This is a genomic window from Paenibacillus sp. FSL F4-0100 (genome assembly GCF_037993005.1).
Lineage (GTDB): Bacteria > Bacillota > Bacilli > Paenibacillales > Paenibacillaceae > Paenibacillus_AQ.
On sequence record NZ_CP150303.1, the window covers coordinates 4,027,239 to 4,044,565 of the forward strand.

Annotated in this window: 11 protein-coding genes; all 11 read right to left on the minus strand. The window is 50.7% G+C overall.

Translation table 11 applies throughout. The annotated features are described in order from the left end of the window. Positions 1-198 precede the first annotated feature (198 nt). The 11 genes from MHH48_RS18180 to MHH48_RS18230 all read right to left on the minus strand — a co-directional run bounded on the left by MHH48_RS18180 (position 199) and on the right by MHH48_RS18230 (position 17,300). Positions 199-4,050, minus strand: a complete 3,852-nt coding sequence (locus MHH48_RS18180) for a family 43 glycosylhydrolase (protein WP_256720423.1) — start codon at positions 4,048-4,050, stop codon at positions 199-201. Positions 4,051-4,305: 255 nt separating this feature from the next. Beyond that, positions 4,306-6,135, minus strand: a complete 1,830-nt coding sequence (locus MHH48_RS18185) for a sensor histidine kinase (RefSeq protein WP_076321382.1) — start codon at positions 6,133-6,135, stop codon at positions 4,306-4,308. A 20-nt stretch (positions 6,136-6,155) separates the two neighbouring features. Then, positions 6,156-7,598, minus strand: coding sequence for a response regulator (locus tag MHH48_RS18190; RefSeq protein ID WP_076321383.1), 1,443 nt, complete (start codon positions 7,596-7,598; stop codon positions 6,156-6,158). 106 nt (positions 7,599-7,704) lie between these two features. Beyond that, entirely contained in the window at positions 7,705-9,306 is a 1,602-nt protein-coding gene (locus MHH48_RS18195; protein WP_083659571.1) for an extracellular solute-binding protein, read from the minus strand. Between the two features lie 86 nt (positions 9,307-9,392). Next, positions 9,393-10,289, minus strand: a complete 897-nt coding sequence (locus tag MHH48_RS18200) for a carbohydrate ABC transporter permease (protein WP_076321384.1) — start codon at positions 10,287-10,289, stop codon at positions 9,393-9,395. Continuing rightward, on the minus strand, positions 10,283-11,233 hold the full coding sequence (locus MHH48_RS18205) for an ABC transporter permease subunit (protein ID WP_076321385.1): 951 nt from the start codon (positions 11,231-11,233) through the stop codon (positions 10,283-10,285). Before MHH48_RS18205 ends, MHH48_RS18200 begins: the two co-directional genes overlap by 7 nt. Positions 11,234-11,693: 460 nt before the next feature. Next, a complete protein-coding gene (locus tag MHH48_RS18210) occupies positions 11,694-12,932 on the minus strand; it encodes a Gfo/Idh/MocA family oxidoreductase (protein WP_076321386.1) in 1,239 nt (412 codons plus the stop codon). Between the two features lie 76 nt (positions 12,933-13,008). Continuing rightward, positions 13,009-13,830 (minus strand): sugar phosphate isomerase/epimerase family protein, encoded by an 822-nt coding sequence (locus MHH48_RS18215; RefSeq protein ID WP_076321387.1) that lies wholly within the window; start codon positions 13,828-13,830, stop codon positions 13,009-13,011. A gap of 38 nt (positions 13,831-13,868) precedes the next feature. Next, positions 13,869-15,038: a dihydrodipicolinate synthase family protein gene (locus MHH48_RS18220; RefSeq protein WP_076321388.1), complete on the minus strand. Its 1,170-nt coding sequence runs from the start codon at positions 15,036-15,038 to the stop codon at positions 13,869-13,871. 15 nt (positions 15,039-15,053) lie between these two features. Then, positions 15,054-16,205 (minus strand): Gfo/Idh/MocA family oxidoreductase, encoded by a 1,152-nt coding sequence (locus MHH48_RS18225; protein WP_076322136.1) that lies wholly within the window; start codon positions 16,203-16,205, stop codon positions 15,054-15,056. Positions 16,206-16,463: 258 nt separating this feature from the next. Continuing rightward, positions 16,464-17,300, minus strand: a complete 837-nt coding sequence (locus MHH48_RS18230) for a helix-turn-helix domain-containing protein (protein ID WP_076322137.1) — start codon at positions 17,298-17,300, stop codon at positions 16,464-16,466. Between the last annotated feature and the right edge of the window lie 27 nt (positions 17,301-17,327).

Consider the following 17,327-nt stretch of genomic DNA (forward strand, 5'->3'; position numbering starts at 1 on the left):
CTTTTCGATGATGTTTATACTGTATCGCAGTCCCTCCGGTGCATACCTTAAGAATCTCTAGGTTTTTCTATAGATTTTTTTGTTTTTCGCGTACAGAAAAAAAAGGACGCGTATTCGCTCGCGTCCTTTTTTGGCGCTTCCCTTTCCCGTTTGCGTTAGCTTTTCATTTAGACGCCAGGGCTTGATACTTCCTTCTCATTATTGCCGGGACAACAAGAAGCGTGCGTCCCTAAGTAAATAATTTGCCGCATCGTTCGATATGTGTTTTCCTTTTTGCGCCTGCACCTCGTTAACAAAGCTGTTCAAATTGCCGTTCTCCAATTTTTTCTGCAGGCTATTGGCAATTCCGGCATTATCGATCTCCTTGCTCTCGGCAAAACGCGTCACTAATGCCTTTAGCGAATGGATATTTGCTACGGTATAGAACACAACGGTTTTATTGCCTGAGTTGCCGGCTAGATCAACTGAAGACACCACAAGCTCATGCCTTCCTAGCGGCAATGAAAAGAGTGGGATCGTGGTGCCGATCGGATAGGAATACGTATCCAGCGTCACCGTCGTCTTGCTGTTGTCGACCCCTGATGCCGTATCCAGCGTAGTCACTAAAGGGGTCAAATCCTCGCTATCTTCATAGGTGCCGCCATCTCCAGGAATGACAACTTCTATAGTCGGGTCTTTCGTATCCAGCTTAAAGCTGACGGCTTTCGCCATCTCCTCATTCCCTGCTGGATCAACCGAACGATAGGTAACTGTGTAAGTGCCGTCTTGGCTGAATGTGATTGGTGCCGTATAGGTTTGCCAAGTTGTCCCGCCGTCCAGACTGTAGTCGGTTTTTGCAACGCTATCCCGTGGAGCTTTTGCTGACAAACTTACCGTTACCGGATGCGTATACCAGCCATTTTGGCCATTCGGAACTTCTGGCGAAAGAGCCGCGGATGTGATCGGCGCAGTTTTCGATCCTCCCGTAACCATGACTTTGAAATCGTCGAAGTCGATTGAAGCGTTAGCGTAGCCGTCGATGCCGAACAGCTGGCCGGTCAACTTACTGCCTCCTGTATGGCGGAAGAGGAAGTCAGTGGCCGCCGGAACAGGATCATCGTTAATATAAACGGTATAAGTCTTGGCGTCCCAGTTTGCCACCATTTTAATTTTGTACCATGTATTGTATGAAGTGTTCTTGACCGGCTTCTTGGCCCCCCCATTCTGTACGATGATTTTACCCGTATCAAAAGCTGTGACCATGGAATAATTGCCGGTGCCGCTGTCATTTCTCACCATGGCACCATTGGCGTACTGAAAGCTGCTGTTTAATCTGGCACGATATTCGATGACGATGCGCTGATCCGCTTCTGCCTTGACCTCGCCTGCAAACGGCAGGAACAAATTTGCCTTGCCCGCAACAGCGGTTGTGGTCAGTCGAAGGAACTTATTCCCGTCCTCTTCTTGCACAGTGGCAGTAGCGCCATTGGTTAGAGCTTCGATGGTAATGCCGTAAGGGTACTTGCCCGTCTCATCGCCGGAGAAATCCCGGTAGGCGTTATAGGTCACGCCATCCTCGGTAAGGTTAAGTGAGCCAAGCAGGGCTACTTCCGCTTCAGCAAGGCGATCCAGCGCCTCCTCAAACTGCTCTTCACGCAGATCAGGGTCTACAGACATCTCTTCCGCATGATCCAGCTCAGCCAAGAGAGCATTATACGTATCTTGACTATAGGTTCCCAAGCCTTCGCCCAGCGGATAAGAGAAACCGACTATCCTGCTGCGCATGTTATCTACAATCTCATCAAGACCCCATCCCGGGATCACTTCTACGGAAACGGCAGCAGGAATCTTCTCGCCATTCAGTGTTAATATGACAGGCACCTGAATCGTGCCAAGTGAGTTGAAGTGTATTCCTTCCAGCTTCCAGCTGACCTCGGCGATGCTTATCTCACCCTTGTAATTGACGTCAACAACGCCGGGCAGCCTCGGTGTCACTCCGGAGGGAGTTTTTACTTGAGAAATAATCTGAGGAACCTGAGACGGATCGGGTGTTACTGTTAAGTTGAATTTTGCTTCCTTGCCGCCGTATACGGCTGTAATCACCGTATCCCCCGGCCCAGTGTCATATACCTGACCGGTGACCGTAACCTTGGCCACGTCTGGTTTGCTGCTGAAGTACGTGGCGTCAGCCGACACATCCTGGACTTCATAGGTGTTGTAGCGAGCTGTTAACTGCAGTTGCCCTGTCAGCCCGCTGGTCAGGATGTTGTTCAATCCGCTGATGGCAATGGACTGCACAGACTTAGGTTCAGCGGCAACGGTAACCATGGCTGTGGCCGTCTTTCCGTTATATGTCGCGGTGATCGTGGCGCTGCCTGCCTTGAGTCCTTTGACCCCCATCCCATCAATATCAGCGACCTCTTTGTTGGAAGAACTGAAGGAAACTCCGCTGTCCACAGGGGAATAGGTAGTGCCTGTTACCGTATACACGGGCAAACTGCGGCTTTCACCTAACCCCAGCGTGTACCCCGGAGAATCGAATAGAATTTCCGACGCAACATCAAGCTTGAATATATCCATGCTGTCAATTTCGGCAAGGTTGGCACCCGTCGAGAAACGGATGGTATTGTTGCCTTGTTTAAGATAGACTTTCACCGTGGAGGCTCCCCAACGATTCCAGCCGGAATAGACGATGTTCAAACGGGCGCCGGAACTGCCGTTAACCGACAAGATATGTGAAGCATCCACCCCATTCGATGAGCCGTTGGCATTGCGCACAGACAGCACATAAAATCCCGCCTCTGGCACGTTGACTGTAAACTGGGCATAATCATTGGCGTTCTTGATATTGGCGATCTTCTTCCCGTCGGAAGCGGTACCTTCCCACCAAACGCCGGGGCCGGTTCCGCCGCTGGGATCTTTCACCAACAGGGCTGCTTCCGCCTCATAGCGCTGACGTGCCGGCTCCCCTGAAGGCTTGGCAATCGGTTTGTTTGGATCGACGGGCTCTCCCAGGTTTGGCGTTCCGTCTGCGTTCCAGATGAATTTCTGCGCTCGGACATTGCGGGTCCACCCTGATCCTGGCCAGCGGGCGGAATGGTAGATAATCCAGTCCTCACTGCCGTCGGGAGAAGTGGTGAGACTGTGGTGACCCGGGCCATAAACGCCGTTGGCGCTGGAGAAAATCGGATTGTCCTGTTTTACCCAGGAGCTGGGGTTCATCAAATCGTCGCCAATCTTGGCCGTGATCAGTCCGAGGCAGTAACTGTCTGTCCAGCTTCCGTTTGCGGAATAGACCAAGTTGATGGTGTTACCGCGTATATTGACTTGGGGACCTTCGTTGATCCTGCCCGGGGACGTTTCCCAATCATGGTCAGGCGTCGAAATCAATACCCGCTGCGAGCTGATGGTCCGTGGATCGCTCATTTCCGCTATATATAGATTTTGGAAACTCCCATCCGTTTCCTCCCATCCGGACCAGATGAAATAGTGTTTCTCATTTACAGTCAGCACAGTGCCGTCGATCGCCCAGCGGTCCGTGGAATCGGTTATTTTCCCTTTGAACTCCCAGGTTCCGGTCATCGGACTCTCACTGGCGTTCTCCAGCACATACATGCGGTGGTTTGCGTTGGTTCCGTTGTCAGCCGCGAAGTAAATATACCATTTGTATTTGCCATCGATATCTTTGAGATAGTGCATTTCGGGTGCCCAAACATTGGAACTGTACATTGTACCCTTAACCGGTGTCCAGGCTAGGCTTCTCTCGCCCGCATCAATGCCGGTAATCGTCTTCGCTCTGCGGATCATGATGCCGCTGGCGTTGACAAAGACGTTGTAATAATAGCCGTCCGTATGCTTGTAAACCCAAGGGTCGGCCCCTGTCTGCATGATAACATTGTAGAAATCAGACACATCCTTTCCCTCCTGCCGGGATGCCAAATCCGCCCTATCTGGCGTTTGCCCTGCCGCCATAGCCGCTCCGTTCCATTGCGGCAGCATCAGCAGCACTGCGAGACAAAACAGCAAATACCTGAATCTTTTCCTATCCCATAAAACCGCTTTCAACTTCATCCATCCCCCTGTCATTGATTTTTTCAGCCATGTCCTCATTCTACTTTCAGAGAAAATTTAAAAAATGTACTATCTTAAATTGTTTTGGTAACCGTTTTAGAAAAAGTGTCTTGACCTTCGGATTATACTTAACCCTCTCAACGTCTGATTGATATTGCCGGGAATTCGAAGAAAAAAAGGACACAATCCCCAATTAAGGGTTGTGTCCTGGTGAAAAAACATTACATTGTAGTGTGTCCGGCTATCGATATAACCTTACTCTTCAGAAGGTTTGCGGTTGTTTAACAGCTTTGGAATCCTCACGGTCACTGTCGTCCCATGACCGAACCGGCTTTGTATGGCGATCCCGTAACCCTCTCCAAACAATAGCCGGAGCCTGTTATGGATATTGGAAAGTCCGATGCTTGTAGCAGGTTGGCCATCTGGTGCAGGTTCCGGGGATGCCATGCCCAGCTTAGCCTGAAGGGAAGCCAATTGCTCCGGGTCCATGCCCTTCCCGGTATCCGTGATTTGGAAGCACACGTCCCCATGCGCATCTATGGTCCCGGTAACTTGAAGCCGGCCCCCTTGATCCATCCGCTCAAGCCCATGATAGACCGCATTCTCAACAATGGGTTGGAGAATCATCTTGGGGGTTTGCATCTCCAGGAGTCCCTCGTCCACATCGATCTCGATGATAAATTTATTTTCATACCGGATGGCGATAATGTTCATATAAGCCTGAATACAGTCCAGTTCTTCCCTTATCCGCACAAGATCATCTTTTCTTATACTGTACCGGAATATTTTGGACATGCAAGATGCAATTTGCGCGATCTCCCTGCTTCCGTATTCCAATCCGATGCTGCTGATGCAATTGAGCGTATTATAGAGAAAATGGGGGTTGATCTGGCTTTGCAGGGCAGAAAACTCCGCCTGTTTCTGACTCAGCTCAGATTCATATAATCTGGCCTGGGTATTGATCATATCTCTTGCCATCTGTTCCCTTTCATTGATTACCCGGTTAATATCGCAGGCCAGCATGCCTACTTCATTGGTAGACCGGACTTTAATGCGGAAGCCCATGTCCCGGCTCCCCACTCTCTTCATATCCAGAACAAGTCCCATCACCGGACGCATCAGATTGTTCATAAAGAAACTGCCCATGATAAGCATGCTTAGAATCATCCCAATCCCCACGATAATGCTGACTTTCCGTATAGGGTTCATGTCTGCAGTAAGCTCTTGCACTGGAATCATACTCACAACCCGCCACCCGTCCGCCTGCTCCAAACCCTTAACCTGGACAAGAATATCTTCCCCATCGATAGTTGTTTTGACCCCGTTAAGCAGGATGCCCTTATCCATAGACAGAACTTCCCTGAATAACGCACCTCGGGCATTGGAATTGGTGGAAGCAATCACCTCATCTCGGCTATTCAGAATGTACAAGATAGAGTTGGGCGTTAATTCCGTATTTTCCACAAGCCCCTGCATTTTGTCCATATTGACCAAAACGGTACAGTAACCCGTAATTTGGGAGAAATAGATTCCCCCGATGGCCTCCACAATCGGCGCTATATAAAAGAACTGTTCCGTTCCTGTTCTATCGTCTTTTAGAATCGAAGTGAACATCCCCTTGTCCCGCAGCGAAGGATCTTCCTTATACTTCTGGATAAAAGTATCATAACGATTGAGAAAAAAAATATCTCCGCTTGCTGATGCCAAACTGTAAAGCCGTCTTCCCCGAATATCATTAATTACAATTCCGTCCACATACGAATTAAAGGATCTCATATATTCCATGAGATCCAATGCATTTGGACCGCTATTAAACGCCCTTTTGTAATCATCATCCACTACAGAAAATTCCTGAACCCGTCTGCTATTGACCGCAATACTGGTGCTGACCCTGATATCACTAAATGCAGAATCAATTTTGCGGCGTGTTTGTTCTATCATCTGGTTACTGTAATGGGCGGCTCTCTTCTGGGTTAAATTAGAGAAACTATAATAATAATAAAATTCCATGACAGTAAATATGATGATTGAGAAAAAAAAGATAAGCCATATCTGATGCTTCAATTTCAGTTTACTGAGCTTCATGGCCCGCCGCTCCGTTCATATCAACTTTTTCTGAATTTGGTGGGGGTCATCCCGCAATGCTTCTTGAACACTTTATTGAAATAATAATAATCGACATACCCGGCCTTAATGGCCACTTCTTCAATGGATAGATCCGTCCGCTTCAGGAGCTCACGGGCTTTCTTGATTCTCAGCTCCGACACATATTCAGAGAAGGTTTTGCCCAGATTTTTTCTGAATAATTGACAGCAATACACCTGGTTAATGAAGAATTGGGCAGATAAATCCTTCAAATACAATTTCTGCTCAAAATGATGGTTGATATAATTTATCATCCTGTTGAAGCAGGACTGGATGTCCCCTTCCTGCAAAGAGCGACTGTTTCCTATCCTGATGGAGTCGAGAACCTCATGTAAAAAGCTGCATAGCGACTCAAAGTGTTCAAATCGTTCCTTGATCTCGGAATAATTCAGGAATTCCAGTTCCATATCCTTCAATTCCTCAGAATATGCTTTTATAAGGATCCCGACGGCTTGATTCCACAGGTAGACAACCTCAGACATGCCCAGATGATGATCCCTGAAATATGCCTGCAGCCCTTTAATGTACGCTTCCACATCGTCAAATTGATTTCCCTGAAGGATGTGGTGGATTTCATCGATACATGGCTTCACCAGATGTAGCTTCGGCTCGTAGTGAACGACGCCCCCAGCTTCTTCAAGAAAAACCTGGGAAGCGGACAGGTCTGCTTCTTTTATGAGCTTGCTCATATGCTTTAGTTGATTAGAGATGCTGCTGACGCCCATAACATGGATGCCCGTCTTATTCAGAACCCACTTATCCGAATGTCCTTCCAGACAAGCCCTATGCTCCGTCATCAGGACAACTAGCATTTTTCGGGCTCCAGCTTCAACTTCCACAACATGAACAGGCTTTCCCTCCAAAGAAAGCAGGTTCCTAATATTTTTATTTTCTCCCTCGAAATAGATGGTCAACACCTGATAATAGTACACAGCTGCATCATCGGGAAGCGGTAGGAAGCTCTTTATCTCGTCCTCATTCGCCGAGGTCAGCGCATCCAGAAGGAGTTGGTTGCGTGCTGTGCTTCTTCGGGAGAAGTGCATGGCCAGTTTCGCGATGAAGGGGTCAGCCTTATCGATATCCAGGGGTTTCAGGAAATAATCCAGCGCGCCATAGCGCAGCGCTTCCTGGGCATATTCAAATTCCGCATATCCGCTTACGATGACAAACTCAATGTCCAGCCCTTCTACTTTGGCTCTCTTCATCAGATCCAGTCCGGATATCTCTGGCATACGGATATCCGTAAATACCAAATCGGGTTCATTCGCTTTTATGGCATCCCATGCTGTGTAAGCGCTTTTAAATTGTCCGATAATTTCAAATCCATATTTATCCCAATCGAAGGCGTTGCGGATTCCTTTAATTGCCCACGGCTCATCATCTACAATCATGACCTTGTACATGGGTATCCTCCTGAACATATGGATTCCCCCGAATAATAGCAAAATTATTCGGGAACAGCAACGAAATAAGGATAAACCACAGACAGGTTTATCCTTATGCCATGGATTACTTGCTCTGTGCTTTGATATCTCTATAATTCTTTATATTCTCATCCTGAACAGCCTGACCGCCGGCGTCCATATATTCTTTCACCAGCTTGTCATACAAGGCGTCGAACTCTGCCGGCTTGGCAACGACCATCCTGTCACTCATTTGCTTGTTCATGTCACCCAACGTTTTGCCGTACTTGATACTAGCTTCGTTCGAGACGCCGTAATAGAAGCCTGTATAACCATCCGTCGTATTGATCTTGTATGAATCGACAGCCAGTTTTTCATAGCTCTGATCTCCGGCTGCTAAGGCTGCTGCGTACGTTCGGACATTCTTTTCGGTATCGCCCAGCTCTGCACCGTTTACAATTAGAGTATAATCCATATTCAGATTGCTCGTTTGCATATTTTCGCCGGTTTGCGCAATCCCTTGCGGGATGCCGTTTACAAGCTTATGGTTGACGCCTTCTTCACCAAACTGAAGGAAGAACAACACCTCCGGATCAGCCATCCAGTTCAGATACTTTATGGCCAGCTCCGCATTCTTGCTGCTTTTCGGGATGAAGGAGAAAATCCCGTTTTCATTGTACATCTCTTTCAGGTATTTCCCCTCATCGTTTTTGAATGTATCTACAGCAACATAGTTGGCATCAGGTGCATTTTGCTTCAGTGGTTCACGAATTTTTTGTGAAAGTGGATAATCCCAGTTGGCAGCGTAGAAGCCTACCTTGCCATTGGTCACATCGGCATCCGCTTGTTTGGTTGTTTTATCCAGCGCAAAGTCGGGGCTGATCAGCTTTTCATTGTACAGTTTGTTCAGCCATTTATAAGCATCCTTGGTGCCGGGCTTCAGCCAATTGGTGGTGGTAACGAATTCCTCCTCCGACATCGGACCCCAGAACGAAGGAATCAGGTTGCCAAAGGTGTAGTTCATGCCGGAAGCCGCAGTTGCCCACGGAATGACACCATCCACATTACCCGGGTTCTTGTCACGGAAAGCAACGAGGGTATTATATAGTTCATCCCGATTCGTTGGAACAGGCATTCCCAGCTTATCCAGCCAATCCTTGCGGATAAACATGCCGTTCCAAGCAATCAGAGTCCGCTTGCCTGGGATCGAGATTTGTTTGCCCTCATATTTCCCGTAGGAAAGAACTTTCTCGCCCAGATAAGACTTTAATTGCTGGCCGTGCTTCTCCAACAATTCATCCAGTGTATAGAGGCCACCGCTTTTTGCGAAACGGGTTACGGTATTCCCGTCATAGGTGAAGGAAATATCAGGAGCTTCGTTGGCAGCCATCAACACATTCAGCTTGTCGACTTCTTGGGAACGGGGGACAGGAACAAATTTTACAATGGCGTTATTAGGCTTCCCGAATTTTTCATTGACATATTTGGTCCACGTGTTGTTGTTCAAGTCCGGTTGTCCCTGAATACCTCTGTCAAACACTTCCACTGTCAAGGTTACTGGGGAACTGGAGCCCTTTTCCGATGCGTTGGACCCTTTTGATACCGTTTCCCCATCGTTATTGCCTGCGCCACCACAGCCTGCCACTCCTACGGCTAGAAGCACTGTGCTAAATAGAATTGCTGCTTTCTTCTTTATGCCCTTATACACTTTAACCACCCTTTCGTTCTTGTGATTGATTCTCTTAAATCATCCGCGAGGCCGGGATCCCCCCTTCATCATAATCTGTTTCCCCCTCAACCCTTGATAGCCCCAGTCATCACACCATCCACGAAATACTTCTGCAGTTTAGGATAGATCAGCAAAATCGGAATCGTTGTAAACATGACACTGGCCGCTTTCAAAGACTCAGGGACAATATAGGAGCCGACACTTCCTTCTCCTCCTTGTTGGCTATCCAACTGCTGATTGGCCGAAATGATCTGGTATAGCTTCATCTGCATAGGGTACAGCTCTTTTTTCGTAATGTAGAACAGCGCATCCTGGAATCCATTCCATCTGTCCACCGCATAGAAAAGGCTTAATGTGGCGATCGATGGCAACGAAAGGGGGAGCACAATCTTGATGAGAATGCCCAGATCCGAAGACCCGTCAATGGCTGCCGATTCCTCCAGGCTCTCCGGAAGATTGCTGAAGAAGGTTTTCAGGATGATCATATTAAACACGCTCATGGCACCCGGCAAAACCAGGCTCCAAACCGAATTCATCATGCCCAGGTTTTTAACCAGAATATAAGAGGGAATTAAACCGCCGCTGAAATACATGGTGAAGACTAACGCCGTCAAAATAAAGTTTCTTCCCTTCAGCCGCTTCTTCGTTAACGGATACGCTGCACATATGGTCAGGAACATGCATACCAAAGTGTAAAATATCGTAAGCACAATACTGTATCCAAGCGTATAAAGCATATCCATATCGCTCAATATGGTTTTGTACGTTTCTGCTGTGAAGTCTACTGGCCACAGTCCTACCTTTTGAGAAATTATCGCTTCGTTGGAACTGAAAGAAAGCGCAATCATATACAGAAACGGTACGATACATGTGAAGGACAATGCCACGATTAATACAATGATGGCAATATCCGCTACAGTCATTTTTTTCATCTTGCCCCTATTGCTCGCCACCCTCACCATATCCCATCCTCGCCTAATTTTTTCGCAACAAAGTTTGCAGATAACAGCAGGATCAGGCCGACCACGGATTGGAACAATCCAACCGCCGTGGCCTGGGAGAAATCACCCGAACTAATACCAACTCTATACACGAAAGTACTGATAACATCAGAATAATCGCTAACCAGTGAATTCCCCATCACAAAGGGACGGTCAAATCCGATAGAAACCATTCTTCCTATTTGGAGAATCAACAAAATATTGATGGTTGACTTAATGCCAGGCAGTGTAATATGCCACATTTTGCGAAGCCTGCTGCAGCCATCAATATCGGAGGCCTCATACAACTCCCTATTGATTCCGGTAATGGCCGCCAAATAAATGATGGTGCCCCATCCGATATTTTGCCATACGCCAACGGCAATATAAGTAATCAGCCAAGGTATTTTCCGCGACAGAAACTCGATCTTCTCCAAACCAAAGCTCGACAGGAAATTGTTGATCATGCCTCCGTTAGAAAACATCAGATAGACCATACCGCCAATAATAACCCAGGACAAAAAGTGGGGCAGATACAACACGGTCTGGGTCATTTTCTTGAATTTTGCTTGTCTTACTTCATTGAGCAAAATCGCCAGAAGAATGGGCGCTGGAAAACCCGCGATCAAGTCCAGAACGTTCAGGACCAGCGTATTCTTCAATGCACGGTAGAAGCTGTCCTGCTCAAAAATAAACCGGAACACATCCAGTCCTACCCATTCGCTCCCTCTAATTCCTTCAAAAATGTTGTAATCTTGGAATGCCATCACAAGGCCATAGATGGGTGCATACTTGAAAATCAGGATATACGCCATAGGCAGCAGCAAAAGAAAATATAACAGACCGTCTCTTTTGATGTAGTACAGAAAGTTATTTTTCCTTTTTGTTGCGCCGTACTTTCGGGAGCTGTCTAAAACCGCTTTCATTTTTCCCATCCCTCCGACTGTAATAAGGAGCTCTCATGTTTATCATTTTACCTTCAGGATTAAATAAAAAAATGTACTCCCTTAAATCAATTTGGTAATAACTTAAAAAGGTAGTTGTATGTAAACTGTAGAGGGAGGAATTAGTCAGGTAAAGCGATGGGAGTATTGGATTTGGTAGTAATCCCCTTTTCCGTTGAGGCATTACAAACAAAATAAAGAACCAGAGACCATTTGGTCCTGATTCATTTAAATAGGTAGCATGCCTCCAAAAATACATAAAATGAATTTTTAATACATGTAACATTGTCGGCTTCCCCTTGCAACAAGAAACCCCATCTTTAACTGTTTTGGAATCCAAAAAACAGTGAAAAGTGGAGTTGCCTCGGGAAAATATTGATTTATGGTTTATCTTTAGATTAAACCTCGACATTGTAAAAAGAAGAGCCCTGAAGGAACGTCTCTAATTGGTCGGTCTACCGTTATTTGTGCGCATATTGGCAGGTAGCTCGAATCGGCTGTAGCCCTCCATCCCGAACTGCCGGGTCGACGTCGCCCAAGGAAGCGGATATTCACTGTACAGTTGCCGCTTCGCTGCCGCGTCTCTCATCTTCTCGGACAAGCTGGGTAGCAAGCGCACCGTGGAATCTCCATCCTCCCGCTCGGTCACGAATCGGCCGGGAATGGCACGAACGGCGCGAGCCGACTCATAGGCGCCGTTGGATACCAGTACGAAGCTTCGGCTTGCATTGAGCGGCGAGAAGAGTGTCCCTGGGGTTTCAATCGCTTCCATCAGGTTCAGATACATGCTGCACATCATATCGGTCGGACCAAACGCCAAATCCTCTTCGGCGTCCTGTGCGCGAATTGTCAGCTTGTTCTGATAATTCCAATGCGCTTCCCCTCGCGTTCCGTAAACGGCAATCGAAGGCACTTCGCTTACTTCGTGACAAAGCATGGCGTAAAAATGAACGATCACACCGTTAGCCATAACGGCGCGAATACAGGAGACATCGTCCCCCTCAATGTCATTGACGTGGTAAAGCTCGGCCTGCACCGATTCCGGGTACAAGTCTGCGGCGCCTCCTCCGGCCGCCAGCAAGCTATGATGCAGCAAGTGAGCAAACGGATTGTTGAACGTCCCGTCCAGCACATACTGGCCGTCGCTGACCAGTTTGCCAGCCCAGCGGGTTCGATCGTAGTAAGAGCGAAGCCGTTTCCACATGCCAATGCCGACCACATGCTCCACCTGCCCGAGCACACCGGAGCCGATCCTTTCCAGCAGCGTTCGGAACGCCTGGCCCGACGTATTCTGGAAGTTCACCTGGCACAAGCGCCCGGTCTCCATCTGCACCGCGATCATCTCGTCCAAGTCCTGAATCGTTACCGCCGGGGGCTTCTCCACCAGCACGTGAAAGCCCATCCGCATCACCTGGATGCACATCTGCTTGTGGGAGGAGATCGGCGTGACGATTACGACGAAATCGATATCCGGATGCAGCGTGAGCATCTGCACGTAGTCTATAAAATGGACGGCCCCAAGCGCGGTCAGCTTGCCGTAAGACTCCTGATGAGCGCCGACATTCGGCTCCGCAAAAGCAGCAACCTGCAGGCTACCCTCTTCGACCAGCTTCTGCATGATATTCACATGTTCAGCGCCGAATCCCCCGATCCCGATCAGCGCGGTGCGATAAATCTTCACATTCCTTCCCTCCAAAGCTATGCCTTGACGTGCCGGGAACGATTCTCCCGGCCCGCCAAAGCTGCAAATTTATAATTCATACATGCTGCAAATAACGTTCCTTGATGAGCGTGAGCGCCTCGTCTCCCGGCATTTCCCATACCTGCCGGTTGAAGATTTCCACCTCGATCGCCCCCACGTAACCGGCCGCTTCAACGGCATGACGCATCCGGCGCAACTCGATAACGCCGTCCCCAATCATCCCTCTGCCCATCAGCAGGTCGGGTACCGGCACGATCCAATCGGAGACGTGGAAGCCGAGTATACGCCCCTTGGCCCGCTCAATTTGCGCGTACAGCTCGGGGTCCCACCAGACGTGGAACGCATCGACGACGACGCCGACGTCTTGCGGGTCGTGCTGCTCCACGAGCGTGTTGGCTTGCGCCAGCGTATTGATGACGGAGCGTTCAGCGGCGTACATCGGATGCAAAGGCTCGATGCCGAGCTTGACTCCGTGCGAGCGGGCGAACGGCACAAGTTCCGCGATCGCTTCTTCGACCGTCTTGCGGGCGAAATCGATATCCCGGTCTGGCGCCGGTCCGCAAACGAGCACGAGCACATCGGTGCCGAGCTCGGTCGCTTCCTCAACAGCGCGGCGATTGTCGTCCAACCGCTCTTTGCGCGCAGGCGCGGTGGCCGCCGGAAAATAACCCCCGCGGCACAGGCTGGAGACGCGCAGGCCCGCGTCCCGCACAAGCCGCTTGCTCTCGGCCAGGCCGGTCTCGGCCACTTTATGCCGCCACAGCGCGATCCAAGGCACTTCGGCGCGAACGCATGCTTCCACGGCCTCACGCATATTCAGCCGATCGGTCGTAATCTGGTTCAAGCTGAGTCTGTCTATGGAATGAAGCGGTTCCATACTGATCCCTCCCGGATTTCAAACATCTCTATAAATGATTACGGCCGAATACCCGCTAGCGCCAAGACAGGCTTCATCCGTTCGGCGGCAAGCTCTGGATCGGCCAATAGCCCTGCCCGGTCGGCAAGCACGAACAGCTCGGCCAAATGGACGATCGAGCGCGATCCCTCAGCTCCCCCGATCATGCGGAAATGCGGTTGGTGGCCGTTCAAGTAGGCCATGAACACAATTCCCGTCTTGTAGGCGTACGTCGGCCTCTGGAAAATATGGCGCGACAAGGCGACGGTAGGCTCCATAATCGCCCCATAACTGACCAGATCGCCCGCGTCGAGCGCATGAAGCGCCTTGGCGGCAGCCGGCGCGATCGCGTCGAATATGCCGAGCAGCGCATGGCTGTAACCCTGCTCATCACCCTTGATCAGCTCTGGGTAGTTGAAGTCGTCGCCGGTGTACATCTTGACGCCTTCCGGCAGTAGCCGGCGCATCTTGATTTCTTTACCGGCATCGAGCAGCGAGATTTTAATCCCGTCGACCTTGTCCGCGTTTGCCCGAATGACGCGCAAACAAACGTCCATCGCCTCGTCCAGATCGTCCTTGTAGCCCCAATAGCCGGCTAGAGCGGGATCGAACATGTCGCCTAGCCAATGCAGGATGACCGGCTGTTTCACCTGTCCCAAAATGCGCCCATACACCCGCTCGTAATCCTCGGGCCCTTTCGCGCAAGCGGCAAGCGCGCGGCTCGCCATCAGAATGACTTGACCGCCTTCGCCTTCGATGAAGCCGACTTGCTCTTCATAGGCGGCTTCCACGTCGTATATCGTGACCGACGGTCCCGGGAGCAGATGATCGGTTCCCGCGCCGCAGGCGATTTTGCCGCCAACCGAGCGCGCTTCCGCGATCGAAGCGCGGATAAGCTCCTTCGAGGGGTTCCAATCGAGGCCCATGCCGCGCTGCGCGGTATCCATCGCTTCCGCCACGGCCAGACCGAGCGACCACAAATGGTGCCGGTAGGCGAGCGTCGAGTTCCAATCAATCTGCGAATGATGCAGCGGATCTGCGTCCGCAAACGGATCGCAGACGACATGGGCGGCCGAGAAGGCGATGCGGCCCGTAAACGGCTTGGCCGGCACGGAGAACGAGCCTGCTTTGCCCGGAGTATATTCATACAACGCTCCCCCTGCGCGGGGGAGTAGCAGCGATTGGGTCATCTGTACTCCCCTCCTTTACAGGCTCAGCTTCTGCACGTCGATCCAGCGGCGCTCCTGCCACGACTGCAAGCTGAGATCGGCAAGCTGGGTGCCCTTCGCACCTTCGAGCAGATCCCATGGGAACGGCGTGTCGATGACGACATGCTTCAAGAACATTTCCCATTGCACCTTGAACGCGTTGTCGAACGACGTGTTGTCCGGGACCTGCACCCATTGGTCGTGGAACTGGAACGGATTCGGAATGTCCGGATTCCATACAGGCTTCGGCGTGTTGACCCGATGCTGCGTCTTGCAGTCGCGCAAGCCCGCCACGGCGCTGCCTTCGGTGCCGTCGACCGTAACCGTGAGCAGATCGTCTCGATCTACGCGCACCGCCCAGGACGAGTTAGCCTGCACGATAATGCCGCCTTCCAGCTCAAACATGGCGTACGCCGCATCGTCCGCCGTGCAGTCGTATGGAACGCCCCGCTCGTCCAGACGTTTCGGAATATGCGTAGCGGCAAGACAGGAAACAGCCTTCACTTCCCCAAACAAATTCTCGAGCACATAGCGCCAATGTGCAAACATATCGACGATAATGCCTCCGCCGTCTTCCTTGCGGTAGTTCCACGAAGGGCGCTGACCCGGCTGCAAGTCGCCCTCAAACACCCAATAGCCGAACTCCATCCGCACGGACAAGATGCGTCCGAAGAAGCCCGAGTCGATCAAGCGCTTCAGCTTGAGCAATCCTGGTAAAAACAGCTTGTCTTGCACGACGCCGTTTTTCACCCCGGCCTCAGCGGCGATGCGGGCCAGTTCAAGCGCCCCTTCAAAATCGACGGCCGTCGGCTTCTCGCAATAAATATGCTTTCCCGCGGCGATCGCCTGCTTGATGCTTTCGGCGCGGCGCACCGTCGTCTGGCTGTCGAAATAGATTTCATAGTACGGATCGGCGAGACATGCTTCAAGATCGGTACTCCAACGTTCGACGCCGTGGGCGGCGGCCAGCGCCTGCAGCTTGCTCTCCTGCCGGCCGACCAGAATCGGGTCGGGCATGATGACGTCTCCGCTCGATAGCGCGACGCCCCCTTGCTTGCGAATCGCAAGAATCGAACGGATCAAATGCTGGTTGGTTCCCATCCGTCCGGTAACGCCGTTCATAATAATGCCGATGTTGCGAACTGCCACATTCATCGCTCCCTTCGCTTCGTATAACCGTATTGTAGTCGATGCGAAACCGCTTTTCTTACGATTACGGGAACACGATTCTCAATTTTGGAAGCGAATTATTCGAGCAAAAAACAAAACCCCCTGCCGGCGCTTATCCGATGGGGGATGAAGGGGAAAATATGTTTCAATCAATCGGCTGGTCGTCCTTTGATCGTTATCTTGTTCGTTTGATCCCACATTTGTGCGCTCGCTGTCCGTTTGACGGAAGGATCCCTGCTACTCAGCTTGCTCGGGCGTGTTCAGTTCCCGGTACGTTTTTGGCGACAGCTTGGCGACCGCTTTGAACGACCGGTAAAACGTAGACACGGAATCGTAGCCGACCTCGAAGCAGATCGAAATAATGTCTTTGCCCGTTTCCGCCAGCAGCTTCTGGGCGACGCGGATGCGCACCTCGGTCAAGTATTGCATTGGCGTCAAGTCGTACCGTTCCTTGAAGATGTTGTTCACGTGCCGCGTGCTGATGCCCAGCTTGGAGGCGATGTCCCCCGCGGTCAGCGGATCAAAATACTTCGAATCGATATAGCTTCGGATTTTCTCGGCGCGCAGCCTATTAGAGCTGGAGCCCGCTCCAGCGGCCTCCGTTCCGGCCGAGCGAACCAGCAAGAGCAGCAGCTGAGACAGCTGTACTTTGAGCGAAAGCCGAACGAGCGGCGACTGCTCCCTGGACTGCTCGAACAGCATTTTCCTCAGCAGCTGCCGCATCTCGCTCGCGGCAAACAATCCCGGCTTCATCAGACAGGAAGCCGGGAAATAGGCGTGGAGCAGTTGCGCCCTCATATCCGGATCGAGCACCACCTCATCAAACGCCAACACTAGCAAGGTCAGCCTGGAGTCAGACATGACCGAGTGGACGGAATACGGCACGATCAGCGCCGTATCGTCGACCGCCAGCTTCCGTACTTCCCCCCCCAGCCGGATAGCTCCTTCGCCTTCCAGCACAAACAGCAGCTGGTGCGTCTGGTGATAGTGCTCGGACACAAGATGTCCGCCCGTATGCTTCTGCTCGTATAAATCTATCGCATTCCTGGACAAGTCAATCCTTTTAATCGTCACGGTGAAGCCTCCGGTTTTTTGAAGCGT